This is a genomic window from Streptococcus timonensis, assembly GCF_047460355.1.
In the GTDB taxonomy this organism is placed as follows: Bacteria; Bacillota; Bacilli; order Lactobacillales; family Streptococcaceae; genus Streptococcus; species Streptococcus timonensis_A.
The window spans coordinates 452,538-475,685 of record NZ_JASHGL010000001.1 but is presented as its reverse complement, the minus strand read 5'-3'; the positions used below and the strand labels follow the sequence as shown (position 1 = coordinate 475,685).

The 23,148-nt window shown below is 33.2% G+C and carries 43 protein-coding genes and 1 pseudogene; 43 read left to right on the top strand and 1 reads right to left on the bottom strand.

Going from position 1 to position 23,148, the window contains the following annotated elements:
• Positions 1-7: 7 nt before the first annotated feature.
• From QM941_RS02460 to QM941_RS02330, 27 genes and pseudogenes are all read left to right on the top strand, one after another.
• Positions 8-403, top strand: a complete 396-nt coding sequence (locus tag QM941_RS02460; RefSeq protein ID WP_414338486.1) for a hypothetical protein — start codon at positions 8-10, stop codon at positions 401-403.
• Between the two features lie 183 nt (positions 404-586).
• On the top strand, positions 587-769 hold the full coding sequence (locus QM941_RS02455; protein WP_414338877.1) for an RHS domain-containing protein: 183 nt from the start codon (positions 587-589) through the stop codon (positions 767-769).
• 477 nt (positions 770-1,246) lie between these two features.
• Positions 1,247-1,531 carry a type II toxin-antitoxin system RelB/DinJ family antitoxin gene (locus QM941_RS02450; protein ID WP_033629679.1) on the top strand — a complete coding sequence of 95 codons (285 nt, stop codon included), beginning with the start codon at positions 1,247-1,249 and terminating at the stop codon, positions 1,529-1,531.
• Positions 1,521-1,874, top strand: a complete 354-nt coding sequence (locus QM941_RS02445) for a type II toxin-antitoxin system RelE/ParE family toxin (RefSeq protein ID WP_414338483.1) — start codon at positions 1,521-1,523, stop codon at positions 1,872-1,874. The genes QM941_RS02450 and QM941_RS02445 overlap by 11 nt, the downstream gene beginning before the upstream one ends.
• 180 nt (positions 1,875-2,054) lie before the next feature.
• Positions 2,055-2,462 carry a hypothetical protein gene (locus tag QM941_RS02440; RefSeq protein WP_414338480.1) on the top strand — a complete coding sequence of 136 codons (408 nt, stop codon included), beginning with the start codon at positions 2,055-2,057 and terminating at the stop codon, positions 2,460-2,462.
• 19 nt (positions 2,463-2,481) lie between these two features.
• A complete protein-coding gene (locus tag QM941_RS02435; RefSeq protein WP_414338478.1) occupies positions 2,482-2,964 on the top strand; it encodes an SMI1/KNR4 family protein in 483 nt (160 codons plus the stop codon).
• Positions 2,965-3,227: 263 nt separating this feature from the next.
• The gene (locus QM941_RS02430; protein ID WP_006148321.1) at positions 3,228-3,866 is read left to right on the top strand and encodes an Imm43 family immunity protein; all 639 of its coding nucleotides are present in this window, start codon (positions 3,228-3,230) and stop codon (positions 3,864-3,866) included.
• A gap of 21 nt (positions 3,867-3,887) precedes the next feature.
• Positions 3,888-4,190 (top strand): RHS domain-containing protein, encoded by a 303-nt coding sequence (locus tag QM941_RS02425; protein WP_414338474.1) that lies wholly within the window; start codon positions 3,888-3,890, stop codon positions 4,188-4,190.
• Entirely contained in the window at positions 4,114-4,593 is a 480-nt protein-coding gene (locus tag QM941_RS02420) for an RHS repeat-associated core domain-containing protein (RefSeq protein ID WP_414338875.1), read from the top strand. The genes QM941_RS02425 and QM941_RS02420 overlap by 77 nt, the downstream gene beginning before the upstream one ends.
• 9 nt (positions 4,594-4,602) lie before the next feature.
• Positions 4,603-5,238: an Imm43 family immunity protein gene (locus QM941_RS02415; RefSeq protein ID WP_414338472.1), complete on the top strand. Its 636-nt coding sequence runs from the start codon at positions 4,603-4,605 to the stop codon at positions 5,236-5,238.
• Positions 5,239-5,474: 236 nt separating this feature from the next.
• Positions 5,475-5,678: a DUF4926 domain-containing protein gene (locus QM941_RS02410; protein ID WP_414338470.1), complete on the top strand. Its 204-nt coding sequence runs from the start codon at positions 5,475-5,477 to the stop codon at positions 5,676-5,678.
• Between the two features lie 178 nt (positions 5,679-5,856).
• Entirely contained in the window at positions 5,857-6,693 is an 837-nt protein-coding gene (locus tag QM941_RS02405; protein ID WP_414338467.1) for an RHS repeat-associated core domain-containing protein, read from the top strand.
• 281 nt (positions 6,694-6,974) lie between these two features.
• The gene (locus QM941_RS02400; RefSeq protein ID WP_414338465.1) at positions 6,975-7,451 is read left to right on the top strand and encodes a hypothetical protein; all 477 of its coding nucleotides are present in this window, start codon (positions 6,975-6,977) and stop codon (positions 7,449-7,451) included.
• 67 nt (positions 7,452-7,518) lie between these two features.
• Positions 7,519-7,836: a hypothetical protein gene (locus tag QM941_RS02395; protein ID WP_074324566.1), complete on the top strand. Its 318-nt coding sequence runs from the start codon at positions 7,519-7,521 to the stop codon at positions 7,834-7,836.
• 141 nt (positions 7,837-7,977) lie between these two features.
• Complete coding sequence (locus tag QM941_RS02390; protein ID WP_414338462.1) at positions 7,978-8,403, top strand: hypothetical protein; 426 nt, start codon at positions 7,978-7,980, stop codon at positions 8,401-8,403.
• Positions 8,404-8,753: 350 nt separating this feature from the next.
• Entirely contained in the window at positions 8,754-9,194 is a 441-nt protein-coding gene (locus QM941_RS02385) for an SMI1/KNR4 family protein (RefSeq protein WP_414338460.1), read from the top strand.
• Between the two features lie 282 nt (positions 9,195-9,476).
• Entirely contained in the window at positions 9,477-9,827 is a 351-nt protein-coding gene (locus QM941_RS02380) for a hypothetical protein (protein ID WP_414338458.1), read from the top strand.
• 192 nt (positions 9,828-10,019) lie between these two features.
• Positions 10,020-10,472, top strand: coding sequence for a tetratricopeptide repeat protein (locus QM941_RS02375; protein ID WP_414338455.1), 453 nt, complete (start codon positions 10,020-10,022; stop codon positions 10,470-10,472).
• Positions 10,473-10,564: 92 nt separating this feature from the next.
• A complete protein-coding gene (locus tag QM941_RS02370; RefSeq protein ID WP_414338452.1) occupies positions 10,565-10,876 on the top strand; it encodes a hypothetical protein in 312 nt (103 codons plus the stop codon).
• A gap of 419 nt (positions 10,877-11,295) precedes the next feature.
• Positions 11,296-11,439, top strand: a pseudogene (locus QM941_RS02365) (RHS repeat-associated core domain-containing protein); the annotation flags it as partial.
• 36 nt (positions 11,440-11,475) lie between these two features.
• Positions 11,476-11,676, top strand: a complete 201-nt coding sequence (locus QM941_RS02360; protein ID WP_414338449.1) for a polymorphic toxin type 34 domain-containing protein — start codon at positions 11,476-11,478, stop codon at positions 11,674-11,676.
• Complete coding sequence (locus QM941_RS02355; protein ID WP_414338873.1) at positions 11,676-11,789, top strand: polymorphic toxin type 34 domain-containing protein; 114 nt, start codon at positions 11,676-11,678, stop codon at positions 11,787-11,789. Before QM941_RS02360 ends, QM941_RS02355 begins: the two co-directional genes overlap by 1 nt.
• Positions 11,783-12,595, top strand: a complete 813-nt coding sequence (locus tag QM941_RS02350; protein WP_414338446.1) for a hypothetical protein — start codon at positions 11,783-11,785, stop codon at positions 12,593-12,595. The genes QM941_RS02355 and QM941_RS02350 overlap by 7 nt, the downstream gene beginning before the upstream one ends.
• Before the next feature lie 146 nt (positions 12,596-12,741).
• Positions 12,742-13,260 (top strand): Imm15 family immunity protein, encoded by a 519-nt coding sequence (locus QM941_RS02345; protein ID WP_414338443.1) that lies wholly within the window; start codon positions 12,742-12,744, stop codon positions 13,258-13,260.
• Between the two features lie 423 nt (positions 13,261-13,683).
• A complete protein-coding gene (locus QM941_RS02340; protein WP_414338440.1) occupies positions 13,684-13,920 on the top strand; it encodes a hypothetical protein in 237 nt (78 codons plus the stop codon).
• A complete protein-coding gene (locus QM941_RS02335) occupies positions 13,899-14,327 on the top strand; it encodes a hypothetical protein (protein ID WP_414338438.1) in 429 nt (142 codons plus the stop codon). Before QM941_RS02340 ends, QM941_RS02335 begins: the two co-directional genes overlap by 22 nt.
• A gap of 532 nt (positions 14,328-14,859) precedes the next feature.
• Positions 14,860-15,159, top strand: a complete 300-nt coding sequence (locus tag QM941_RS02330; protein WP_414338436.1) for a hypothetical protein — start codon at positions 14,860-14,862, stop codon at positions 15,157-15,159.
• An 83-nt stretch (positions 15,160-15,242) separates the two neighbouring features.
• Here the strand turns inward: QM941_RS02330 and QM941_RS02325 are convergent, their stop codons facing one another.
• Positions 15,243-15,386 (bottom strand): hypothetical protein, encoded by a 144-nt coding sequence (locus tag QM941_RS02325; protein WP_414338433.1) that lies wholly within the window; start codon positions 15,384-15,386, stop codon positions 15,243-15,245.
• 39 nt (positions 15,387-15,425) lie between these two features.
• Between QM941_RS02325 and QM941_RS02320 the strand changes: the two genes are divergently transcribed.
• The 16 genes from QM941_RS02320 to QM941_RS02245 all read left to right on the top strand — a co-directional run bounded on the left by QM941_RS02320 (position 15,426) and on the right by QM941_RS02245 (position 23,004).
• A complete protein-coding gene (locus tag QM941_RS02320) occupies positions 15,426-16,115 on the top strand; it encodes a hypothetical protein (protein WP_414338431.1) in 690 nt (229 codons plus the stop codon).
• Positions 16,116-16,167: 52 nt separating this feature from the next.
• The gene (locus tag QM941_RS02315) at positions 16,168-16,353 is read left to right on the top strand and encodes an RHS domain-containing protein (protein WP_233419427.1); all 186 of its coding nucleotides are present in this window, start codon (positions 16,168-16,170) and stop codon (positions 16,351-16,353) included.
• A gap of 10 nt (positions 16,354-16,363) precedes the next feature.
• Positions 16,364-16,639: a hypothetical protein gene (locus tag QM941_RS02310; protein WP_414338428.1), complete on the top strand. Its 276-nt coding sequence runs from the start codon at positions 16,364-16,366 to the stop codon at positions 16,637-16,639.
• A gap of 114 nt (positions 16,640-16,753) precedes the next feature.
• Positions 16,754-16,975: a hypothetical protein gene (locus QM941_RS02305; protein WP_414338425.1), complete on the top strand. Its 222-nt coding sequence runs from the start codon at positions 16,754-16,756 to the stop codon at positions 16,973-16,975.
• A 17-nt stretch (positions 16,976-16,992) separates the two neighbouring features.
• Positions 16,993-17,664 carry a growth inhibitor PemK gene (locus QM941_RS02300; protein ID WP_414338422.1) on the top strand — a complete coding sequence of 224 codons (672 nt, stop codon included), beginning with the start codon at positions 16,993-16,995 and terminating at the stop codon, positions 17,662-17,664.
• Between the two features lie 168 nt (positions 17,665-17,832).
• Positions 17,833-18,375, top strand: coding sequence for an RHS repeat-associated core domain-containing protein (locus QM941_RS02295; RefSeq protein ID WP_414338418.1), 543 nt, complete (start codon positions 17,833-17,835; stop codon positions 18,373-18,375).
• Between the two features lie 20 nt (positions 18,376-18,395).
• Positions 18,396-18,686 carry a hypothetical protein gene (locus QM941_RS02290; RefSeq protein WP_414338416.1) on the top strand — a complete coding sequence of 97 codons (291 nt, stop codon included), beginning with the start codon at positions 18,396-18,398 and terminating at the stop codon, positions 18,684-18,686.
• A 203-nt stretch (positions 18,687-18,889) separates the two neighbouring features.
• Positions 18,890-19,030, top strand: a complete 141-nt coding sequence (locus QM941_RS02285) for an RHS repeat-associated core domain-containing protein (RefSeq protein WP_414338413.1) — start codon at positions 18,890-18,892, stop codon at positions 19,028-19,030.
• Between the two features lie 160 nt (positions 19,031-19,190).
• Positions 19,191-19,577: an ankyrin repeat domain-containing protein gene (locus QM941_RS02280; protein ID WP_054747028.1), complete on the top strand. Its 387-nt coding sequence runs from the start codon at positions 19,191-19,193 to the stop codon at positions 19,575-19,577.
• Positions 19,577-19,738, top strand: coding sequence for an RHS repeat-associated core domain-containing protein (locus QM941_RS02275; RefSeq protein ID WP_414338872.1), 162 nt, complete (start codon positions 19,577-19,579; stop codon positions 19,736-19,738). Before QM941_RS02280 ends, QM941_RS02275 begins: the two co-directional genes overlap by 1 nt.
• 22 nt (positions 19,739-19,760) lie before the next feature.
• The gene (locus tag QM941_RS02270; protein ID WP_414338409.1) at positions 19,761-20,147 is read left to right on the top strand and encodes an ankyrin repeat domain-containing protein; all 387 of its coding nucleotides are present in this window, start codon (positions 19,761-19,763) and stop codon (positions 20,145-20,147) included.
• Positions 20,148-20,243: 96 nt separating this feature from the next.
• Positions 20,244-20,972 carry a hypothetical protein gene (locus tag QM941_RS02265; protein ID WP_414338406.1) on the top strand — a complete coding sequence of 243 codons (729 nt, stop codon included), beginning with the start codon at positions 20,244-20,246 and terminating at the stop codon, positions 20,970-20,972.
• Positions 20,973-21,050: 78 nt separating this feature from the next.
• Entirely contained in the window at positions 21,051-21,533 is a 483-nt protein-coding gene (locus QM941_RS02260) for a hypothetical protein (protein WP_414338404.1), read from the top strand.
• 13 nt (positions 21,534-21,546) lie between these two features.
• Entirely contained in the window at positions 21,547-21,888 is a 342-nt protein-coding gene (locus QM941_RS02255) for a hypothetical protein (RefSeq protein ID WP_414338401.1), read from the top strand.
• A 68-nt stretch (positions 21,889-21,956) separates the two neighbouring features.
• The gene (locus tag QM941_RS02250; RefSeq protein WP_414338398.1) at positions 21,957-22,388 is read left to right on the top strand and encodes a DUF4265 domain-containing protein; all 432 of its coding nucleotides are present in this window, start codon (positions 21,957-21,959) and stop codon (positions 22,386-22,388) included.
• A 364-nt stretch (positions 22,389-22,752) separates the two neighbouring features.
• On the top strand, positions 22,753-23,004 hold the full coding sequence (locus QM941_RS02245; RefSeq protein ID WP_414338396.1) for a hypothetical protein: 252 nt from the start codon (positions 22,753-22,755) through the stop codon (positions 23,002-23,004).
• The last annotated feature ends 144 nt before the right edge of the window (positions 23,005-23,148 follow it).

Genomic DNA, 23,148 nt, shown 5'->3' with positions numbered 1-23,148 from the left:
GGTTATTATGGAAATTACTTTGGATAACTGGAATGGATTTCATTGTAAGGAAGAGGTTTATCATATTAATTCCTCGGAAAGACTTTTAGAAATTTTAGAAAAATTAGATGCTAAGCAACATACTCTTGTAAATTTAGTTTTATCAGAAGAAAACTATTTAATGATTGGTGGAGGGGGAGGGAAATATGTTGTAACAGGTGAAGAAAATGGCATCATTTTTAATTTAATAAACCCTAACGAAGGAAGTACCTTAAAAATAGAATTAAATACGGGAGGGCAAATTGGTTTATTTGAGTCTAAATATATTTTATCTAAAGAAATAGCATTCAAATGTGCTGTAAAATGTTTGACTATGGGATGTATTCCACAAAACGATTTAGATTTATCCTGGGAAAAATATTAAAGTAAACCTAGTAAGTTGGTTGAGTCAAGACAAAACTAAACCATAGGGTAGTTTGGAACATAACTTTCAGATGACCTTCGTTTGATTCCTTACGGATAAGCAAGCCATAGCCCGGACAAAACCTTAAGTCCTGACGTAGGGTGTTGCGGTACGCACGCATGCGGTTTCGCTTATCAAAACCACATCAACGAAGAAGGCAGAAATCGACAACAAACCCACTACTTCCACTGCGACCAAATCAGCATCCTACGTGAGATGACCGATAAGGACGCCAATCCGTTGTGGTACGGCGAATACACCGCCTGGGGGCGTCTGAAAAAAGATGAGTGGGTTTATAAGAACGCACATCCCAAGGGATCCTTATAAAAAATTCATCTCAGGGATAACTATAACATCCATCTAATACAAAAAATCGCCTTATATTCTTCTTGTTATTGAGGATATTGATACCTTTAAAACTGGAGTTATTAACCTCTTTCATGACTTACTTGATCCTGATAAAAAGTATCTGATTTATCGTGTTTTTATCAAAACATATCGCAATATGACTCCGATTGAAAAAATCGAATTTTCCACAAAGAAGACCGTCGAGGAAATCGCAGCTAAAAAATAAGCTGTGGTATATATTTAGTGATGAGGTAACGCTATGAGAAAAACACTTTTTGGTTGGATGCTTGCATTTTCTGTATTACGTTTTCTTGACCGCTCAGTACTTCAGTCAACTAAAGCACTACTTCTTCTATTGAAACAACTTAGTTCTGTCATCAAACAGAACTTTTTTTCTTGATTAGAATCTATATCTAGTATATAATCAATCTATAACGTATAGATAGGAGATATATCATGGCTATAACTTTATCGAAACAATACAATTTTAAACTGAATGAAGCCACTATGGAACAAGCTCGAAAAATTATCAAGGAAAAAGGAATGACAATGACAGATGCTATTTCTTTATTTGTGGAGCAAATAGTCCTGGAGCAAGATTTGCCTATTAAGACGGCCGAAGATCTACATAGAGAACAGTTGATTGAAGAATTACAAGCCCAATCTGAGCGTGCCTTGAGAGAATACGAGGCAGGCGAAGGAACTTCCCTAGACGATATGAGGGTACGTTATGGCTTATAAAGTGATTGCTTCAAAAGAGGTCAAGGAAGCTATCGACAATATACACGACTATATAGCTACGGTACTTCTATCCCCTCAATCCGCCAAAAATACTGTGGCTAAAATCTTAGACAGCTTGAAAAGTTTAGAGATTTTTCCTGAAGCAGGCTTTGACGCTGATGAGAAAATCGGAGTAAAGATTAACAGTAAGTATCCCTCACGAGGAAAAATTATAGACCAATATGTGTTGCTTTACTTCATTGACCAAAAACGAAACACTGTTTTTTTATCTCACCTATTCCACACTAAAAGTGACTACGTCACTTTGTTACAAAAAGACAATATAAAAAGGCCAAATACTTGAGACAACTTTCTTAAGTTTATAAGCTCCGAAACCTTAATTTTTGGTACCGTCTTGGTTTAATAATACGGTATATATCTAATATTTTACAGCTATATCCCCTTTAGAAACGTGATTTAATAAAGATTTAAACACTATAGAGTATATTTTTGTAAAATACGGTTTAAAATCGGAGCAAGTACAATGAAAAAGTTACTGATTGGAATGATTGGAACTATTTTGCTTTTGACAGGAGCTTTAAAAATATCACAACAACTTACAAAAAATACTCAATATAATGATTTGACTGTTAGATACTATTTAGGAATGACTTTTCCTAAGTATAACCATCCTGCAAAATTGTATGATGAAATCAATTTAGATAAGGTAGACAATATCCGAAAAAGCAAAGAGACTATATCTTATTATACTGGGTTTTATAAAGATGGAAAATTAATTAAATTTGAGAAATTTATTAATGATAATAAAGTAATGGATTTTGCTTATGAATATGATGAGAGGGGAAATCTAATAAAAATTTATAAAAATAATATTGAGGTCGGAAAACCGCTCCAAAAGAGAATGGAGAAGAAAAAAACTGGTGCTTGTTAAATTGTTAAAGGAGATTGTTATGCTTAGTTTTTATGATTGCGATAAAAATTTATCTGAAAATGATTTCAATGAGGTTGAAAAAAAATTAGAAGTATCTTTTCCAGCGTCATTCAAGTCACATTACTTCAAATGGAATGGAGGTACTCCCACTCTTTCTTGTTTTGTCAATGATAATATCGATTTTGACTATATTGAAATTCGTGACTTCATTCCAATGAAATATTCTAAGCAGTTTGAGGATGATCCAGATTTTACATTGGAAGGAAGAACAATAAATGAATGGGAACTTAATGAGTTACCTATAAATCTGATTCCTTTTGCTTTTGATTGGGGAGGGAATTACCTCTGTTTAGAAAAAAATAGTTGGCAAATTATTTATTATGTAAGGGATGTATGGAGTGAAAATATATCAAGAGAAGCTAATTTTAAAAAAAATTCAATTATTATTGCGAAATCATTTGATGAGTTTTTAAATTGTTTAGAAGAAAATCCTGATGATTAATAAACTGGCGTAGCGTCGTGTATATATAGTAAGTGTAACAAGACATAGCTCGCATGAAGCCTTCAATTCTGATGTTAGGTGTGCGCAAAATTGTACGCACGCGGTTTCGCCTACCGTAACCATATCATGGTCGATTACAGGCACAAATGCGACAGCGTGTACGAGATTTACAAAAAAGTTTAAAAAATCGTTTGAGTAAGTCCATATCTGTTGGAGGATATTCATCTACCAACTCACCCAAACGATTAGATTAGGAGTGTATTATGAAGAAATTGATGGTGTGGGGATATAGCTCACAAAGTTTAGATGAGTTAGCGAAAAGAAAAGTGCCTAAGGTTTCCTTAGGGGAAGTAGGGATATCAGAGGTATTCAACCCTAAAAAAACGCATCCTGATTTTGACTTTTCATGGAGTTGGTTCGTAAAGGGACAAGAAATTCCTCCAATGCCTGAAAAGGTTTATGTCTGCTTAAAAAAAGCAAGGAGTGTTACTTTTGATTTTCTACCTTATGGCTACAACTTCTTTATCATGTCAGCGCGTTTTTTGGAATTTATTAAAAAATATGGTTTTAATTATAATTTTGGTATGAGCGAAGCCATTATTGTCAATACAAAAGGTGAGCTATTGACAAATGAAGTCTATTATTTGGTAAGAATAGTTAGCTGGGAAATTGAGGATGAAATTGTTTACCCGGATTTAGGAAGAGATGAAAAAGGTTTTTCGCTGGAAGCATATACTAATTCGGATAAGGATATTTTGCTGTCTTCCAAATATAAGTATATGGAAGCATTTATGGTGTCAGAAAATTTAAAAGACAAAATATTGGAAAACTTTTCTTTGCCTTTTCTTTATTCTTTGGAAGAGTGGAAGGAATTGAACAATTTAGACAGTTATTGGGATTAATATAAATCAAAGAAGTGTTGGATGAACTTTTTTCATCCCAACATCTACTCCTTCTTTCGTGGGAGAGGGCTGGGGAGAGGGCAAAACGACAGCTACGAACCCTTGGCAAAGGTACACAACTGGACCAATGAAGACGGCGAAAGCCGCCAACAAACTCACTACTTCCACTGCGACCAAATCGGCATTCCGCGTGAAATGACCGATAAAGACGGTAACCTGGTTTGGGGATTATTACGGTTGGGGCAAACTGAAGAGCGAAACCAACACATCCGGAGGAACTGCTCACCAACCCTTCCGCCTGCAAAACTACTATTGCAACCGTGAGACGGGGTTGCATTACAACTTCTTCAGGTATTACGAGATTGATACGGGTCGGTTTGTGAATCAGGATCCGATTGGGTTAGAAGGTGGAGAGAATCTATACTGGTTCGCTTCTAATATTACAAGCTGGATTGATCCTTTAGGCTTGGAATCCATATTAGGTTTCCTTACAAAAGTATCTGCAAAACAAAATACAGGGGCAGTTCCTTTTTTAAATGTTAATGGTCGCATTTACAGCAGAATTGTACGCACGCGGTTTCGCCTACCGCAACCACATCATGGTCGATTACAGGCACAAGTGCGACGGCGTGTACGAGATTTACAAAAAAGTTTAAAAAATCGTTTGAGTAAGTCCATATCTGTTGGAGGATATTCATCTACCAACTCGCCCAAACGATTAGATTAGGAGGATATTATGAAAAAATTACTAGTATGGGGATATGCCCTACAAAGCATGGATAAAGCAGAAAAAATGGGGTTGCCACGAGTAAGTAGTGGAGCTGTGGGTATATCAGAGAAGTTTAACCCTAAGAAAACGCATCCTGATTTTGACTTTCCGTGGAGTTGGTTTGTAAAGGGACAAGAAATTCCTCCAATGCCTGAAAAGGTTTATGTCTGCTTAAAGAAAGCAAGAGGTGTTACTTTTGATTTTCTTCCATATAATGATTTCTTTATCATGTCAGCACGTTTTTTGGAATTTATTAAAAAATACGGGTTTGATCATGATTTTGGAATGAGTAAAGCAATTATTGTCAATACAAAAGGTGAGTTATTGACGAATGAAGTCTATTATTTAGTAAGAATAGTTGATTGGGAAATTCAGGATGAAATTGTTTACCCAGATTTAGCATTAGATGAAGATGATTATTCACTGGAGGCATATACTAATTCAGATAAGGATATTTTATTGTCTTCCAATTATAATTATTCAGGAGCATTTATGATGTCAGAAAATTTAAAAGAAAAAATATTGGAAAACTTTTCTTTGCCTTTTCTTTATTCTTTGGAAGAGTGGAAGGAATTAAATAATTCAGACTTTTATTTGGATTAATATAAATCAAAGAAGTGTTGGATGAACTTTTTTCCATCCCAACATCTACTCCCTTTCTCGTGGGAGAAGGCTGGGGAGAGGGCAAAACGACTGCCTCGACCGACTGACCGCCTACATCGACGGACTCGGTGCCAAAACCGCCTACGAACTCGCGGTGGACGGAACGCGATTACTTCAGGAGTACACCTCCAAAGGCAACTACATATGTTTTATAGTTAATTATTAAGGAGTTTCTAATGAAATATTCACTTTTAGAAGTAGTCAAATTGCAACAAGATCTTCCTGGTTTTAATTTACAACAGGGAGACATCGGTGCAATTGTAGAAGTTTATTCAAATCCTTATGAAGCATATGAGGTTGAATTCTGCGATACTAAAGGAAAAACAATCTCACTACTAACTTTAAAGCCAGAACAATTAATGCCATTTCTTGATACATAATATTATTCTTATAAAACTTAAAAGCAAGCCGTAGCCCCCATGAAACCTCCAATCCCGACGTAGGGTGTGCGGTACGCACGAACCCTTGGCATAGGTACATAACTGGACCAACAAAGACGGAGAAAGCCGCCAACAAACCCACTACTTCCACTGCGATCAATTCGGTATACCGCGCGAGATGACCGACATCCACGGCAATCTGGTTTGGTTCGGCAACTACACCGGCTGGAGCCGGCTGAGAGAGGACGAGCGGGTTTACAAGGTTGCGAATCAGCCGTTCAGACGGCAAAATCAGTATGCCGACCGTGAGACGGGGCTGCATTACAACCTGATGCGTTATTACGAACCTGAGGCTGGGCGGTTTGTGAATCCGGATCCGATTGGGTTGTGGGGTGGGAAAAATCTATATACCTTTAATCCCAATATTGTTAGCTGGATTGATCCCTTAGGGCTAATTAAAGCATCTGAGATCAAATGGAAAGGTTTTATCATGACTAGAACAGAAGCTATTAAAATTTTTTCTGAGTATCAGACTAATTCAATATCTAATTCTGAAAAGATGAATATCCTATTAGACTTTTGGTATTCCTATGAATCTGAAACAGAACATTTAAATAAAGAACTTATAAGCTACTTAAGTACACATGATTTTGATGACATAGAATTTTATGATGATTTTTTTAATCCTGTAGTTACCTTAGGGTTAACATATAAAAATTCAATTTTAAGTAATAAATTTCTAGCTAAAAAACTTAGTCTTCTTCTCTCCAAAGGAATAAACGTCTATGGAGACGAGATAAATCAGAAAGTAAAATGTCCGTGTTGTCATTTTTATACCTTGTCTAGTAAATCCAACTATGATATTTGTCCCATTTGTCATTGGGAAGATGATGGCAGTAATGAAGAACAATATTCAGCGGTCAATCATAATAGTTTATCTGAATATAGAAACATTTTTTTTCTTGAGCATGATAAAACTAAACTAGAGGAAAAATATATTTTCGGTAAGCCATAACCTACAGGATCGTCTGAAACCCTAAACCCTCACTCACCCAGCTTTCAGACGACCCCATCCCCAACAGAAGCAAGCCGCCAACAAGCCCACTACTTCCACTACGACCAATTCGGGATAGCGCATACCAACCCTTCTACCTGCAAAACACCCTTGTCCACACTGGCATGTAGCTACTGCCAAAATGGATAGAAATCTTAGTCAAAAAAGAAATAATGGGAATCGTACATTTTCTTGGGAGTAATACAAAGATAATGTAACCGTACAACATAGGAAATAGTATCATGACAACTTTAGAAGATAAGATCTTTACTTTAAAACAGAATCATTTAATGAAAAAAATGAAAGAAAGTCATTTTTTAAATCATTTAATTTCAGATTCTGAAAAAATTATTCCATATCCACTCTCATGTGACATAATAAATCGTACTTTTACCCCCTATAGAAATATAGAATTATCAAAAGAGAATTTTAGTTTATCGATAAAAAATGAAATATTAAATTTTTTTGCACCAGAGGAAAATGATATTGCTTATGTATACTTTTATGGAGGAATAAATGATTCGGCTGAAATACCAATAGAAGTATTCCCCTTGTTTATTATCAAAATAAAAAATATTAGCAATTGGCTGGAATTAATAAACAAACCTAATTTTTATTGTTTAAAATTCTTTAGTCATAAAATAGATAAAGTTATCGATATTTCTCTACTCGACAATGAGGAAGATGTGTTATCTATTTCTATCGGAGTGAACGCTTAACTTTAAAAATAAATAAACTATCCAGAAGAAGCAATCCTTTTCTTTGTATAACTTAAAGGTGGTTACCATGAAAGAATTATTAGAAAAACTTGAAAATAATCGTTTTATTTATAAGGTCAGAATGGATCTTGAATTCGATGTAAAGGACTATCAAGAATTATTAAAAATTTTAAATGAAATAAAGCATTATACTCATAATCATAATCTAATTGAAAAAAGATTAGCGTCTATTTTATATGAAATACCGAAATTAACACATATTTGGTATCTCAATTTAAAAGACGATCCAAATAAAAATGAATCTTCTATTGTTAATCAACTTGAAGATGCATGGATAGAGTTAGATTCCATAATTGGAGAAGAAATTCTTGGTCAAGGACAATAAACTCCTGTTAACAACCATAGAAACTCTAAATTTAGCAAAAGATAACTGTTTTGAGAAACCAAAACATGCATGTGCAACATGTAATCCTTTGCTAGCTATGTTTAGAATTACTGCAACAAATGGATAAATAAGAGAAATCAGATGGAAAAATATTTCTTAGAAATTATCAATTTATTAATTGAAAATAATACTGAACAAATTTATAGAAAGATTATGCTTTCTATATTAGATATTATTATAGAGAATCCAATTTTATGTATAAGTATCTATAAACCTTATGTTGATAGCGCAGAAAATTATTGGAGATATTATGATGAAACTATTGATAACTTAGAAAAATACCGAAATGAAGTTATTGAAATTGCACTATTAAAAAAATGGTCAACTTTAAATAAAAAAGATAAAAAAAATATAGAATTAAATCATATTTATCGTTTAATTCTTACTCCATTTAAATCAGAAGAATTAGATAGAAACTGTGATAATCTATATTGGTTTATTGAGTGTATAAACCATTGTGGTATCAGCTCTTATAAGGCAATAAATTATTTCAAAAGATACTTTTAATACGCCTATCTTTGCTAAAAGGCAATGAAAATAATGAAGAGATGGTTTAGTAAGAAGCCTAATAATGTCTAAAGATGTCTACGTCTATGATATTACTGGCCTCCTAATTTGTTTGGGACGGCAGCCACCTCTTGCAGGAAGCCCACCCGGACGGAAGATATACTTATCTCTACACCGATCCCGACAGCTACGAACCCCTGGTACAGGTACACAACTCTTTATTACAGAAAGATTTCATAGAGATAAAGCATAAGCTGAGGCGCACGATAAATTTCGTGAGGCCTATTGGAAAAACGTGCACGGGATTATATTGGAAGTTGTAAAAAAAACTCATATTGAAAGGACTAATCATGAAAGAATTATCAAGCATAGAAAGAAATTTAAACATCTTGTTTCCTCAGTCATATAAAAATACCCTTGATAAATTCAATTTGTTTATGGAGATTGAATTCAACAACTATCAAATTAATCTGTTTAATGAAGAATCGTTGTTTGATAACTTAAATGGCTTTCCTCAATGGTGCTATTTAAAATACCTAGTAGAGATAAATAAAGAGAAACAACAGATGCCTAATATTGTAGAAAGGCATGACTCAAATGGATATATTGACTCAGAACGAGTAAAAAGAGGTTTGCTGTTTGGCTCTTTAGCTGATGGAGCGTGCGTGTATTTTGATTTGGAAGATGATTTCTCAATATGGGAGTATTGGCTAGATGATGGAAGCATCGGGAAAATAGCAGACAATTTCGATGAAATTCTTGAATATGGAAAAATTATAGATTTTGAGTAAACGTAAATTTTATCAAGGTTTAACAAACCCATAAGCTCGTCTAAAATAATTTTCAGTCGACTTCAAACCTTCATCAAGATCCTTTGAAAGATTTGTTTTTTGACAATCTCATTAATAATAAAAATACAGAAACTTCTGGATATAATTTACGAAATAAGCAGTGTGCAAGTTTTGCATATGGAGCAAAGTTAAGCTGCTGATATTAAAGAAATGAAAATGTCTGGTTGGGTTACTCCTACTTCGTTATCTAAGGAAATTAATAAATTAAATGGTAAATAAATTATGAAATCAATTTTAAGTTTAATTTTATCTCTAATAGTATCCTCTTCTTCTAAATTACCTTATGTTTCACATTACTCGTATGATTTTCAACATGGCTGGTTAAATATAATTGTATCAGAATATAAAAGTCAAAAAACTTGTGGAGACATAGGTATAAGTAATAATGAATTACAATATAAGCTTTTTTGTGGAAAAGAAAATGGAAAAGGAAAGATTCCGTTAAGTAAAATAAAATTCAAATATGAGAAAGATATTTTTTCTGCTCAAAGTATTATAAGTGGAAAAATATTTTTTTCAGTTAAATGTACACAAGAGCAATACAGATATATAGAAAAATATATTAAGAAATAAAACGGCAAAAAGACAATTAAATTCTGTACAAATATAGAATTTATAATAATCTGAAGCAATCCGTAGACAGCATGAAACCTCCAATCCTGACGTAGGGCATGTATGGAACGCACGAACCCTTGGCACAGGTCCGCAATCGGACCAACATGGTAATAAATACTCTTTAAAGAATGCACATAAGAAGGAGAAATTATGTATTTAGATCAAGTAAATTATGAATTAAACAAACAAATCAATGATTTTGTATGTAACTCAAATGATGCTACTACACCGGAGGAACGCATTGATATTCTGAATCAAGCATGGGAACTTTTACCTAAACCAGCCACTCAATTTGTTGAACCTACTTCTGCGATTGCTTGTGGTATTTCAGGAAGCTATAAAAAATTAGGTGATTATCAAAAAGCTCTTGAGTGGATGTTAATTGCACTTGAGGCACGAAAAGATGAACCTGCAGCAGGTGTGTTTATATGGACAGGAATCGTTTATTACGAATTAGGTGATATGGAAAATGCCTATAAATATTTTGACCTAACTTATAATGAGCTACGTTACACACCTTTCTCTATGGAAGACAAAAAATATTGGCAGTTTTATAAGCAACGTAAAGAAGAATTAAATCCTAAGAAAAAAACCAAAAAGTAAGATTCGATATTTTCAGACGACCTTTTTTGTACCGTACTTAACCGCCGCTACGCCTACGACCCGGATGTAGTATAACTAGAGGGAAATATACTATGAAATATCATATTGAAGATTTAAGAGACCAATTACATAACCATAACTGGATTGTTTTAAAAGAATCAGAAGGAAATGATTTAGATATATCAGAATATTGGACTATTCGTCATAGATACCAACCAAACAAAACTTGTACTCTAGTTTTTGAAGGAATGGATGACTTGGAAGTTTTACCAATCGAAAAAAGTTATGCATGTTTTTTATCTGAAGAGCCAACTATATCATTATACTTTTCTAAGAGCATTAAGTTATGGAAGAGAGATTTAAATACATTCATTTTAAATCTGAATTCTTTTATAATTTGCTAATTTTAAATCCTTTAAACTATATAAAGCTAATCAAAATCCAAATAACTGTAAATGTTTCTAGCAAGCGTAGGTTGGGTCAAGACCCAACAAAATATCAAGATTGTCTGAAATAACCTTCAGGCGACCTTGCCCTATACGCTTACCCTTACCTGCTTCGTCTACAACGAAAACGGCCAGCACCAATGGAAAGTGCCGTCTAAAGAAGAGAACGCCCGAAACGATTTGCCTGAAACCGACTGGCGCGATGTGCAGTACGATATGCTGTACCTGCCCGTTCAGAAACCATCCGCTACCACTACGATTTCAACGGCAACCTCTTGTGGTACGGCGAATACACCGCCTGGGGTCGTCTGAAAAAGGATGAGAGGGTTTATAAGGATGCACATCAGCCGTTTAGATTGTAAAACCAGTATACCGACCGTGAAATTGGACTGCATTACAACTTCTTCAGGTATTACGAGCCTTATGCGGGGCGGTTTGTGAATCAGGATCCGATTGGATTGATGGGTGGGGAAAATTTATATCAGTTTGCACTGAACGTACAAAGATGGAACGACCCTTAAAGGCTTGGCAGTTCCCTTATTGCTCCTGAATTGATTGTGTTAAGTAAAGCTGCGCTTGTAACTTTAGGTATAGTTATTATTTATGAAAAAGGAAAAAAAGCGCTTGATACAGTAATGATGGCAGCAAATGGAAATCAAGTAGATACTGGGGTTGCTAATCAAGTTTATAAAAAAATAAATGAGTATTTTCAAAGCACAGGAAAAAACCAGATAAATGTGAAGTATTGTAAGAATTAATTAATTGTGGGCAAATATCTGCCAAACAAGCTAAATCTACTCAAAAAGCTTGGGGATGTTGCCATTCTCAGCATTCGAAAGATAAGTGTAACAGGAAAAAAATAATATGGTAAATGATAGAATTTCAAGTTTTGACGCTTTTTTAGAATGTAAAGATCTATCAATCAATGACTTATTAGAAAAACTACTACATTCTAATACTATTATTCAATATGAAGCAGCAAAAAGATTACAATTTTTTCAGTATAAAGAGATTATTGATATAATCAGAAATACCCTCTTAACAAGTCGATTTAGTAAACATAGAGAAATTGCAAATTTTATCTTGGGACAAATGCAAGAAAAACTTAGCACTACGGAATTGAAAGAAATTTTCTCTATATTAATTTACTCTATTCAAAATGACAAAAGTATTAAAGTGAAATCATCTGCAATATCTTCTTTAGGACATCTATTCAAAAAATATAATCTAGGAGAAGAAGAGTTTCGCACTATAGAGAATAATATTAGTTCTATTTGGAATATAAATAGATATTCTATAATTATTTCTATTGCATTTAGTTCTGCATATTTCCCAAAAAGAAATTATATAAAAGAATATCTTATAAAAAATTTAAACAGCAAGCATCACAAAATTATCTCATGGGTATTGTATGGATTAAAAGGAAAACATTATAGATCAGAATCAATTGAAAATTTACTAATAGATAAACTAAGCCAATTTAATGAAAAATCTTATATTTACAATGAAATTATTGCATTTTTAATTTCAATTAGTTCTAAAAAAGTTATCCCTTATGTTAAAAAGACACTATTCACTCAAAGTAAAATCGATGATGAAATTTATACTGAACTTAAAAATAATTTATCGGATGAATTTGCGGAATTAAGAAAAGAATTATTAGAAGATTTTAAATAGTTTCTTGACGTACGCCTCAACCGCAAACCTGCTTTCGTCTTCAAAGCCAGTAAAACCAACCGCACTACTCACGATAAACATCGATGAATCTCCACATTTTCTAAAGATGATAGAGATTTCTTATTTTGCCATGGAAGGAATACATAATGGAATACTTAAAACTATTAACAACGTTAGCAAAAACTGAAAAATCATATCAGTATGATGAAATAATTAAAATACTTAAGCATCCTGTTGAATTTGAAGAAATTCCCTTGATTACTAGAACTGGAAGAGAAAAACCATTTTTGAAAATATTATCCCCAAAACAGTTGAATTTGTTCTTTTTAAATACTGCAATATTTTACATTAATAATATAAATTTAATGGCAAAAGATATTCTGATAGATAACGATTTATCAATATGTATAACATACCCGGATATAAGTTCTGAATTACATAATCTGTATAGTTTTTATGTGCCTAACATATGTATTTATAAGGCAAAATATGAAAATACATTTAAAAATTACCCAGTTTTAAATTTAGAAAATTTCTCATGGTTACATGAATATTCATCTGATTTTAATTATAAAGGCATTTTTAACATTGTTTACTCTAAATTTGATGACGGTTTTGACCATGAAATTTTCAGGATATTTTTATTAAAAAAGAAGGATATTTAAAACAAGCGTAAATAGAATTAGCCTCCTCCTAACGCATACATTAAGGTCGTCTGAAAGAGGAAACCAAGGTAACGGATAGCGCATACCAACCCTTCCGCTTACAGAACCAGTATTGCGACCGCAAAACGGGCTGCATTACAACTTCTTCAGGTACTATGAGCCTGATGCAGGTCGGTTTGTAACTTAGGATCCGATTGGGTTGTGGGGTGGGGAGAATTTGTATGCTTTTGCGCCGAATAGGAAGGCGTGGGTGAACCCATTATTCCTTGCTTCAAAAGCAACTTCAAAAATGCAACCATATAGGTTTTCGGATGTTAGTGTAAAAGGACCTCATGCTGATATTTTTGTAGGAAATAAAAAGTAACAGAAGCCCTTTTAACCTTAGATGATAAAGGAGAAATAATATGGAAATGTTTCGGTGATATGAAAAGTGCTACTTCCAAAAAATTAAAAGTTGCTGATGACATAATTTCTGAACTGAAAGACAACTTACAAATTATGTCATCAGCAAAAGATCAGCTAAAAAAGGCTCTGACTGATTTTGAAGGTGATTTAAATGACCCAAAAAGTAGCACTAGAAGAAAGGATATAGCTAAAAGAGGAATTGAAAAATTTAGGAAAATGTTAATGAGGTTATTATGGATATCACATCTTTCTTAAAAACAGGCAGATTTGAAGATTTGTCTGTGGGTATGTCATATAGTAGTTTTCAAAAGCGGAAACAATTCAAACATTCGTCTAAATGGTTATACGATGACGATAATATAGAAAGTGGTTTTTCTATTTTTTGGAAGGGATTAGAAATTGGTTTTAGGGATGAAGTTATTTATTTGCTATCAATAGATCCTTATTTCAAAGGTGTAACTATTGCAAAAAAATATAAAATTAATAGGAAATTAACTATTGAAAAATTTGTACAATATTTGTTTTTTGCCGATATTAAATGGAAATTTGTATCAAGGGAGGATTGGGAACATGAGTGTGAGATAAAAACAGAAGGAGGAGTTTCTATTATTTTCACATTTGAATTAGATGGTTTAAGAATCTCTAAATTTTCGGTCTCATAAAAATAAACGTAATTAGGTCAAGCCTTCCCCACAAGGTCCCCTTTTTTTAAATACAAAAAAACTCTAAAATCTAAATCTTTCAAATATTTAGACGTTTTATAGTGCTCATTAATTTATGCAAAACTAACAACAGGCGTAGGTTGAGTCTAGCAAGCCGTCGCCCTCACAAAACCTCCAATCCCGACGTAGGGTATGTGCGGTACGCACGCAGTTTCTGTTTTTCAGACGGCCTCTGTCAAATTGCCTAACCCGAAGGCGACGCACAGCCTCACTTCTGTCACCTTCTGATGAATTATTTGAAATTATCCGATCCCGACAGTTACGAACCGCTGGCGCAGGTAAGAAACTGGACCAACGAAGGTGGAGAAAACCGACAACAAATCCACTACTTCCACTGCGACCAAATCGGCATCCCAAGAGAGATAAGACTCCGACAGAATGGGGAATAATTCATTCATCCCAAAAGGAGCCCATATTGTTCCTGCATTGCCTGATATAACATAAATTCTATATTTTATTTGAGGAATTAATTATGAAAAAACAAGAAATTATTTTAAGTATGCAAACGGCTTTTCTTGGGGCAATTTGTAACAAAGTCAGACTTATTGCATTTGATATGACTGAAGAATTATTTACTCTTTATGTATATATTGATTCACCACTGACAGATGATGAGTATGAAGCAATAGATAGTGCAGTTACAGATGTATTGGCTGATTTTCCAAATTTTCTATATGAGAAAATATATATTATTGAAAATAATGATAATATTCTTTTATTGAATACATATAAAGGATGTTTTTTTATGAGATTTGAAAATAATTTTGATTAAATAACTCGTTAGCCCTACCGTTCAAGACAACCGCCTGAAAACCTACAACGCCACAAGTTACTACTACGACGACCTCGGCAACCTCATCCACCGCGAACTAACCGACGACGAAGTGCAGAACTATTTCTACGACCTGTATGACCAACTGGTCGTTGTACAAATGCAAATACATCAAGAAAAGGAAAAGGAACTTTTTTAACTTCTAAAGGCAAAGTTGTTAATGTCAATGGAAGAGATATAACATTTTTTTTATTGAGGTATAAAAAATGAAGAAAAAAATATTAAATAGCTTCTGCTCATATTTAGAAGCTAACCATATTTCATTTAAAAAACACGATTGTATTATTTCACTCTTTTTTAATGACATTTTTTTTGGAAAAATTAATTTCCAATTTAAAAAAGGTAAGCATGTAAAAATTGGGGCATTATGCTCATTTTCTATCGTTTCTTATATAAATGAGAAAAATATTCTAGACCAAAAATTTATAGAATTAAGTACAACTATCCCAAAATTTTATCCTGAAATAAACGATATTTTTGATGAAAATGACACACCAAGTAATTTTAAAGTACATGCTTCAGAACTTGGAAAATTTGATTCTATTTTTAAAGATTTTGGCATTATTTCTTTATATCCAGAAACATCCGAAAATGAAATAAATGAGATAATTATTGCCATATTCGATAATTATGTGTTACCAATGAAAAATTATTATTTTGGAAGTAATTTAGCAATAGAGGATATTTTAAAAAATCCTTCCTCATATAAATACCCACTATCTACAATTTTACTAATAAGTCATTTACACAACTTGGAAATTGATAATTTCGTAAACATAAAAAATCCTAGAAAATTCCCTGACTCAAAGAATATATCTCAAATTTTAGATTTATTATTCGCACATAAAAAAAATATTGAGATACACAATGATAACAATAGTAAAAATGACCACTAGATTGAGTTAGCAAGTCGTAGCCCGCACGAAACTTCCAATCCTGACGTAGGGCATGTGCGGTACACACGAACCCTTGGCGCAGGTATGCAACTGGACAACTGAAGACGTTGAAAGCCGCCAACAAACCCACTACTTCCACTGCGACCAAATCGGCATCCCACGTGAAATGACTGATGATAAAGGCGACCTGGTTCGGGGATTATTACGGATGGGAAACAAGTGCGTATTGATATTATAGGAGAATAGATATGTTAAATTTAACTAATTTACAAACAAAAGGATATGATGAACTTATTAAAATTGATGGAGAGGTTGTTTATCAAGTATTTGCTATTAAGAAAAATAATGGAACTTATAGCACATATTACTATACAGTACCAGAAAATAAATTGGATCAGGCTGAAGATTATGAGATAGAAGAATTTAATGACTTTAATGAACTTGAATTAGCTATAAAACATATTCAATCAAAAGGAGCTAATCTATCAAGATTTAATAAATTTAAAGGTAACAAGCCTCTTTAAGACCTTTTTTAGACCATAGGTTGGATCAAGACCCAACAAAATATCAAGGTCGTCTAAAATCAAATCTCAGACGACCTTCCCTATGATTTTTATCCAAAAAATACTGACAAAGGTATGCCTAGGAAAATCTATTTTATTGAGGTAAAATATAATACAGGACGATTAACGAAAGGTCAAAAGAGATCAGGGTTATTCAATTTGAAAAAACTGCACAATGCTGGAGGAAAATGTCCAAAGGCTGCATATATGGTTTCAAAAAAAAATAAGGATAATCAAACGGATGTGGCTTCATCCAAAGGTGTTGCTCGCTTTATGACTTTAGTATTCAAAAATTGATTTTAAGGACGATAATTATGAAAAGTAAAGAATTTATTCAAGGTCTTATTGAATATTTAAAAAATAATTTAAATATTCCTGATGCTAATTTTCTAAAAGATAGGATTAAATTTAAAAAAGGAAAATATGTTTATGGTGAAATATCCTTTAGCAATTCTCGTACTTTCGAGGGGGTCATACTTCACCTATATGCATACAATTCTGAAATGGGAAATTTTTTCTCCCAAAATGTTCCTCCTTATGATAAATCGTCAAATCCATATGATTTAGTATTTGTCCAACCATCTATCTCGCAGGCGCATTTTTTTAAAGCTCCTCCTATTACCTCATTTCCTTATGGAGATACCATTAAATTACCTGAATCTGAGAATGACGCAAAAAACATCTATCCAGATGTATTAAAGCATTTGCAGCAAGATCATATTCCAATCATTATGGCCTTCCATTCTGGTAGCAAAGAAGTTTTAAAATATTTAGCACTTTATCCAGAGGCTTTTCGTTTTAAAGCGTTAACCGCTATTTTTATTATAAATAAGAATGAATTACCACTAAATGATCCTTTAATACAGAATATTTTATTGTTTGATAAAAAAGTATTAGAAAATAATAATGGATTGTTTAGCAAGCATGATTTGATCTTCATGGAAAATTCTTTTGACCAAAAATTAAAACAACAAATTATGCAATAATTAGTCCTTGTAACAAGCTGTAGCCCGCACAAAACCTTCAATCTTGACGTAAGGTGTTGCGGTACGCACGTACACGGTTTCACCTATCTAAACCACATCAACGAAGACGGAGAAAGCGGCCAACAAACCCACTACTTCCACTGCGACCAAATCGACATCCCGAGAGAGATGACCGATAAGGACGGCAACCTCTTGTGGTTCGGCAACTACACTGGTTGGGGTCGTCTGAAAGAGGAAACCAAGGTAACGGATGCCGCATACCAACCCTTCCGCCTGCAGAACCAGTATGCCGACCGTGAAACGGGGTTGCATTACAATTTTTTCAGGTACTACGAGCCGGAATGTGGAAGATTTATCAACCAAGACCCGATTGGGTTGGAAGGTGGGGATAATCTGTATTGGTTTGCACCGAATGTAAAGAAGTGGGTCGACCCATTGGGACTTGATCCTTTTGCTAAGGCAATACAATCTGGAGCAGCACAACGAACAGGAAAGACTTTCCAAGGAGCACAAATATTTAAATTTACCGAAAAAACTACGATTGGAGGAACTACCTTTAAAAAAGGAGATTACTTTTACTTAGATAATCTACATAAAGATCATTATGAGGCATTTAATAAATGTGGCTCATCGAAGGGGGTATTTAATACGAATGGCTCCTTAAATCCATCTAAAACGGAAAAAGCTAAAAAAAGAACCGGACCTCTTTAAATCAAAAAGGAAATATAAATATGAATATATTAGAAAAACAAGAAAATGATGAAATTGAAGGCACTTTTTGTCATGAATTATTTGAAAATTCATTTTTTAATGAGGAGCTATGCCAAGAGCTACTAGTTGAATTACCTAACATTAACAAAACTGCAAGCTCTACACAGATCATAAAATGGATTATTTCCAGCGTAGATACTTGCTTCACTAGCCACCATGATGACAATGATTTATATCAAATAAAAAATTATTCAAAAAAAATAGAAGACAAATGGAAAGAGTATCGACAAATATTAGAAAAATATACTTAATAAAAAACTATTTGCTTTTGCTCTACTTAACTAGCAAGCCGTAGCCTGCACAAAACCTCCAATCTCGACGTAGGGTGTGTGCAGCACGCACGCACGCGGTTTCTGCTTTTCAGGTGGCCTCACAACCTCCTTTGGGGTCATCTGAAAGAGGAAACCAAGGTAACGGATAGCGCATACCAACACTTTCGCTTACAGAACCAGTATTGCGACCGCAAAACGGGTTGCATTACAACCTGATGCGTTATTACGATTCTGATGCCGGTTGGTTTGTGAACCAAGATCCGATTAGATATTTGGGGGGTGCAAATTTTTATACTTATGCATTTAATATGACGAGTTGGTAGATTATTTAGGATCAAATCCCTTTAAAATTTATTCTCGTTTACGACAAATATTTAACAAAGCAAATAAAAAAGTAAATAAATGATTGGAAAAACAGATTAAATGTTTTAAAAGAAAAAGCAAAAGCTGAATGTTCTAGATAGAATTGTTTGGAGAGTAAATATGAATAATCTTTTAACAAAACTTTTTTTGAAATACCAAGACTACCCTAGTTTTTTTAGTAGTAATCCAATCACTTCAGTACATGACTTAGGTTCTATGGGAGAAACATTATTAAATTTAGCCGTTAATTCTCAAGCTAAAAAAGATGTTATCTTACTAATAGAAAATGGTGCTAATATCAATCAACAAGGCGAATTAAATTTTACTCCTATTCAAAATGCTTGCCTTCACGGAAATATTGATATTATTAAAATTCTTTTAGAGAATGGTGCTAAAACAAATATAAAAAATGAGTTCGGATATGATGCAAAGCATTATGCAACGGAAGAATATCATGATAAAAAAAAGTCTAAAGAGATAATGAATTTATTGAGAAATTATAAGTAATTGAATCATATTATTGGCTAGCCAACAAAACCGTAATAAGGTCGCTGAATTACAACTTCTCCAGGTATTATGAGCCTGATGTAGGTCGGTTTGTGAATCAGGATCCGATCAAATTAAAGGGTGGGCTGGGGAGTTGCACTTACTTTAGCAGTCGTATCTGATGCAGGAATATGGGTATAATTAATGGAAAAAGAATTATTATGTATTTTAAAAAAATATGAGACACATCCTGATTTTTTGGGTGACACTATTAAAGATATAAATCAAGTAGGAGGTATGGATGATACAGTTTTACATATTGCAGCTAGAAATAATTCTTTAAATGATGCTCTTGTATTTCTTCAAAATGGGGCATTGATTGATCTTAAAGGGGACTTAGGATATACTCCCCTACATTATGCATGCATGTTTGGAAATATAGAAATGGTGAAATTACTCCTTGATAATGGATCTGATAAAAACATACAAAATGAATTTGGAGAAAATGCCGTTAGTATTGCAATTAACTCATCCAGCGAAAATAAAGAGAAGATAGTAAAACTATTAAATAATTTTAAAAAACGTAAATAAAAAATAGATAATAAATCAATCAAATGGTGCCATACCTTAAAATGTAGAAAGTAAGACATGATAAAAAACAATCTAATTTTATTAATTAAAAATCAAATGTCAGATAAACAAAAAAATGAAGATGCCTTACATTTAAATAGACTTTTACTAAGCTCAATTGAAAACCCTAGTATAGCTAATGATTGTTTCATAGAATTATTTAGCTATTACTCTAATCTATCCCAAGGAGAAGTGAGTGAACTATTTAATTTACTGCAATCTTTAACCAAAGATGAAATCAATATCATTTATGATTTTTTAGAATATATTTCAAAGTTTGTCAAAGACTTAGGAGTATATTGTGAATTTGAAAAATTTCTTACGGAGGTAAAATATATACAAGAACGAAATTATCTAGAGGAAAAAATTAGGACTACTTTTCCAATTTTCAAAGTTGATAAAAACAATATAATAAGTTTTGATGATAGTGATAACTTTTATATATTTTCTATAATGCAACTATCTACTAAAACTTGGATTGAGATAACATACGATGATTTTCTCTCAATACTTGAATCACTAGAGTGGCAAGCTTATACTAATAAGGCTATATTATATTTTACTCCTTGCTGTTTAAAATATATTTTTTCTAATTTATCTAAATTTCATTTATATGGTTACGTTGTTGACTTTTTATATATTGCCCTAAGAAACAAAAGTACGATATTTAACACTACTCAAATCAACTTAATCATTGATTTTTTAAAATTAATCCAGAATTTTAACCAGGAAATTAGTGTCGAAACACAAAAAAGAATAACAACTACTATTCAACTTTATTTATAACTTCCGGGACGCAAGGGCATACTTTCCCATACCGCCACCAAACCAGCCTGGCTGATGCGCCATTCTTCCTCAGTTACAATGAGCAAACGCTATATCTTGCGCAACGGCGATATGTTCCATATGAACGGCAAGTTCAATAAAAGACCCCCCGTCCAATCTGACCAAGACCCAATTAGGTTGCTAGGGGGCTTTAGCCTTTATCAACTTGCATCGAATACGCAAGGATGGGTTGATTGGTTAGGTCTATCCCAAAAATTAACTAAAGGCATCGTATATCGAATGGGTTCTGCAACTGATAATACTTTAACTCAAAGACCTGGGAAGGATACTTTAAGTGGCTTATCTACATCAATGGATAAACCTACTGGAAAATGCCAAGCAATTGATGTTTCAAAACTTGAAAAATCAGGACTTGAGGCCATTAATGATCATGGAAATCATGTATCCATTCGGCCAATTAATGACCCTGGTTTTATAAAATTGAAGGAATGGGCTTATACTAGGGGAACAGATGTCACACATTCATTCACGCAAGCAGTCAAAAATGCAATAATTAAATAAACGGAGGTTTAAAATGGAAATTAATAAAATAATTGAACATTTTACAAAATTAAGAGAAACTCAAGCTTCAAATGATAAAATTCTTAAAGCGGATTTAGATATTTACTTAAAACAATCTAGTTTAAGAATTGTATTCAGTCTACTTTTAAAGGAAAATATTCTTATACACGACGATAATGATGAAATAGTTTTAGAGTTATTTATAAATCGAGAGAATTCAAAAGGAATGGTTGATATATCTGACTCAAGAGGATATTATTTTTTCAAAGACAAAGAAATAACTATTTGCCATGAAAATATTAGTTATTTGGAAAAATTAATATATGATTCTTTAAAGAATATTACTAAAGTTTAACTTAAGAAAGTGCGAGTTGTTAAATTAAGTTCCTACAGTAGGTAGCAAGGTTATATAAGGTAATGAAAATGAAAAAGCTTTTTTTAAATCTAGAAGTAATTGATGGTTATCCTCCAGTATCTATGGAAAGCATTTGGGCAGAAGTGACTGAAGAAGGCTATCTTAAAATAAATAATATTCCTTTTTATAGCAAAGAAATCTCTTTAGGTGATATTGTTAGTGGAATACAAACGGAAGAAAATTACTTATTCTATGATAAAACGATAATTCATAGTCAAAATAGTACATTGCGGATTGTTTTCTTTAATGAAAATCAGAAATTTAAAGATAAAATACTAACGAAACTAATAGATCTTGGATGTGAGTTTGAAGCATTTAATGTAAATTTCTATGCGATAAACATCCCAATTCCAGTAGATATAGAAGAAATATATCTTTTCTTAGATGAGTTTGTGGAAACTGACGATTTAGATTATGACACAGGGTATTTGGCACAATAATTTGTGCAAGCTATAACTTGCGTAATAGCGTAATATGTAGAAAATTCTAGCATTGTTTACGTAATAGAAATTTTAAGACCATGTGAAGGCAGTCACCTGTTACAAGAAGTCCACCCAGACGGCAGATATACCTATATCTACGCCGATACAGCTACGAACCCCTACACAGGTACACAACTGGATCAACTAAGACGGTGAAAGCGGCCAACAAGTCCACTACTTCCACTGCGATCAAATCGGCATCCCAAGATTTAACCGATAAGGACGGTAATTTGCTGTGGTTCGGCAACTACACCGGCTGTGGTCGTCTGAAAGAGAAAACCAAGGTAACGGATAGCGCATATCAGCCCTTCCGATTGAGTTGATGGGTGGGGAGAATCTCTATCAGTTTGCACCTAATACCCAAGTATGGGTCGATTGGTTAGGTTTAGCTGGAGTTGATATGAATTTATTCCCAAGTAATGAAAACATACACTCTTACGCTCAAAAAGTTGCCAATAAACCGATTACTTTCCAAGTAGGAGGGCATGGCAATCCTTCGTTGATGGTAGATGGGGCTACAGGTGAAAGATTAGATGCTAAAGAATTAGCAGCGAGAATTTTAAAAAAATCCTAACTATAAATCAGGTATGACGGTTGAGATTTTATCCTGTAATACAGGAAAAGAAGCAAACACTCTTGGACAACAACTTGCTAATGAATTAAATACTACAGTTAAAGCACCAAATGAATATCTTTGGTTTTAAGTAACGAGAAATTA

Bases quoted from the DNA above. Each gene is read 5' to 3' on its own strand.
- QM941_RS02310 (WP_414338428.1), top strand. From the start codon at position 16,364: ATGTTAAATTTAACTAATTTACAAACAAAAGGATATGATGAACTTATT.
- QM941_RS02375 (WP_414338455.1), top strand. From the start codon at position 10,020: ATGTATTTAGATCAAGTAAATTATGAATTAAACAAACAAATCAATGAT.
- QM941_RS02335 (WP_414338438.1), top strand. From the start codon at position 13,899: ATGGATATCACATCTTTCTTAAAAACAGGCAGATTTGAAGATTTGTCT.
- QM941_RS02345 (WP_414338443.1), top strand. From the start codon at position 12,742: ATGGAATACTTAAAACTATTAACAACGTTAGCAAAAACTGAAAAATCA.
- QM941_RS02315 (WP_233419427.1), top strand. From the start codon at position 16,168: ATGTGCGGTACACACGAACCCTTGGCGCAGGTATGCAACTGGACAACT.
- QM941_RS02370 (WP_414338452.1), top strand. From the start codon at position 10,565: ATGAAATATCATATTGAAGATTTAAGAGACCAATTACATAACCATAAC.
- QM941_RS02330 (WP_414338436.1), top strand. From the start codon at position 14,860: ATGAAAAAACAAGAAATTATTTTAAGTATGCAAACGGCTTTTCTTGGG.
- QM941_RS02460 (WP_414338486.1), top strand. From the start codon at position 8: ATGGAAATTACTTTGGATAACTGGAATGGATTTCATTGTAAGGAAGAG.
- QM941_RS02435 (WP_414338478.1), top strand. From the start codon at position 2,482: ATGCTTAGTTTTTATGATTGCGATAAAAATTTATCTGAAAATGATTTC.
- QM941_RS02340 (WP_414338440.1), top strand. From the start codon at position 13,684: ATGAAAAGTGCTACTTCCAAAAAATTAAAAGTTGCTGATGACATAATT.
- QM941_RS02440 (WP_414338480.1), top strand. From the start codon at position 2,055: ATGAAAAAGTTACTGATTGGAATGATTGGAACTATTTTGCTTTTGACA.
- QM941_RS02280 (WP_054747028.1), top strand. From the start codon at position 19,191: ATGAATAATCTTTTAACAAAACTTTTTTTGAAATACCAAGACTACCCT.
- QM941_RS02430 (WP_006148321.1), top strand. From the start codon at position 3,228: ATGAAGAAATTGATGGTGTGGGGATATAGCTCACAAAGTTTAGATGAG.
- QM941_RS02350 (WP_414338446.1), top strand. From the start codon at position 11,783: ATGGTAAATGATAGAATTTCAAGTTTTGACGCTTTTTTAGAATGTAAA.
- QM941_RS02270 (WP_414338409.1), top strand. From the start codon at position 19,761: ATGGAAAAAGAATTATTATGTATTTTAAAAAAATATGAGACACATCCT.
- QM941_RS02265 (WP_414338406.1), top strand. From the start codon at position 20,244: ATGTCAGATAAACAAAAAAATGAAGATGCCTTACATTTAAATAGACTT.
- QM941_RS02300 (WP_414338422.1), top strand. From the start codon at position 16,993: ATGAAAAGTAAAGAATTTATTCAAGGTCTTATTGAATATTTAAAAAAT.
- QM941_RS02245 (WP_414338396.1), top strand. From the start codon at position 22,753: ATGGGTGGGGAGAATCTCTATCAGTTTGCACCTAATACCCAAGTATGG.
- QM941_RS02445 (WP_414338483.1), top strand. From the start codon at position 1,521: ATGGCTTATAAAGTGATTGCTTCAAAAGAGGTCAAGGAAGCTATCGAC.
- QM941_RS02255 (WP_414338401.1), top strand. From the start codon at position 21,547: ATGGAAATTAATAAAATAATTGAACATTTTACAAAATTAAGAGAAACT.
- QM941_RS02390 (WP_414338462.1), top strand. From the start codon at position 7,978: ATGGAAAAATATTTCTTAGAAATTATCAATTTATTAATTGAAAATAAT.
- QM941_RS02395 (WP_074324566.1), top strand. From the start codon at position 7,519: ATGAAAGAATTATTAGAAAAACTTGAAAATAATCGTTTTATTTATAAG.
- QM941_RS02290 (WP_414338416.1), top strand. From the start codon at position 18,396: ATGAATATATTAGAAAAACAAGAAAATGATGAAATTGAAGGCACTTTT.
- QM941_RS02415 (WP_414338472.1), top strand. From the start codon at position 4,603: ATGAAAAAATTACTAGTATGGGGATATGCCCTACAAAGCATGGATAAA.
- QM941_RS02405 (WP_414338467.1), top strand. From the start codon at position 5,857: ATGACCGACATCCACGGCAATCTGGTTTGGTTCGGCAACTACACCGGC.
- QM941_RS02260 (WP_414338404.1), top strand. From the start codon at position 21,051: ATGAGCAAACGCTATATCTTGCGCAACGGCGATATGTTCCATATGAAC.
- QM941_RS02450 (WP_033629679.1), top strand. From the start codon at position 1,247: ATGGCTATAACTTTATCGAAACAATACAATTTTAAACTGAATGAAGCC.
- QM941_RS02320 (WP_414338431.1), top strand. From the start codon at position 15,426: ATGAAGAAAAAAATATTAAATAGCTTCTGCTCATATTTAGAAGCTAAC.
- QM941_RS02400 (WP_414338465.1), top strand. From the start codon at position 6,975: ATGACAACTTTAGAAGATAAGATCTTTACTTTAAAACAGAATCATTTA.
- QM941_RS02250 (WP_414338398.1), top strand. From the start codon at position 21,957: ATGAAAAAGCTTTTTTTAAATCTAGAAGTAATTGATGGTTATCCTCCA.
- QM941_RS02380 (WP_414338458.1), top strand. From the start codon at position 9,477: ATGAAATCAATTTTAAGTTTAATTTTATCTCTAATAGTATCCTCTTCT.
- QM941_RS02295 (WP_414338418.1), top strand. From the start codon at position 17,833: ATGACCGATAAGGACGGCAACCTCTTGTGGTTCGGCAACTACACTGGT.
- QM941_RS02385 (WP_414338460.1), top strand. From the start codon at position 8,754: ATGAAAGAATTATCAAGCATAGAAAGAAATTTAAACATCTTGTTTCCT.
- QM941_RS02425 (WP_414338474.1), top strand. From the start codon at position 3,888: ATGAACTTTTTTCATCCCAACATCTACTCCTTCTTTCGTGGGAGAGGG.
- QM941_RS02410 (WP_414338470.1), top strand. From the start codon at position 5,475: ATGAAATATTCACTTTTAGAAGTAGTCAAATTGCAACAAGATCTTCCT.
- QM941_RS02305 (WP_414338425.1), top strand. From the start codon at position 16,754: ATGCCTAGGAAAATCTATTTTATTGAGGTAAAATATAATACAGGACGA.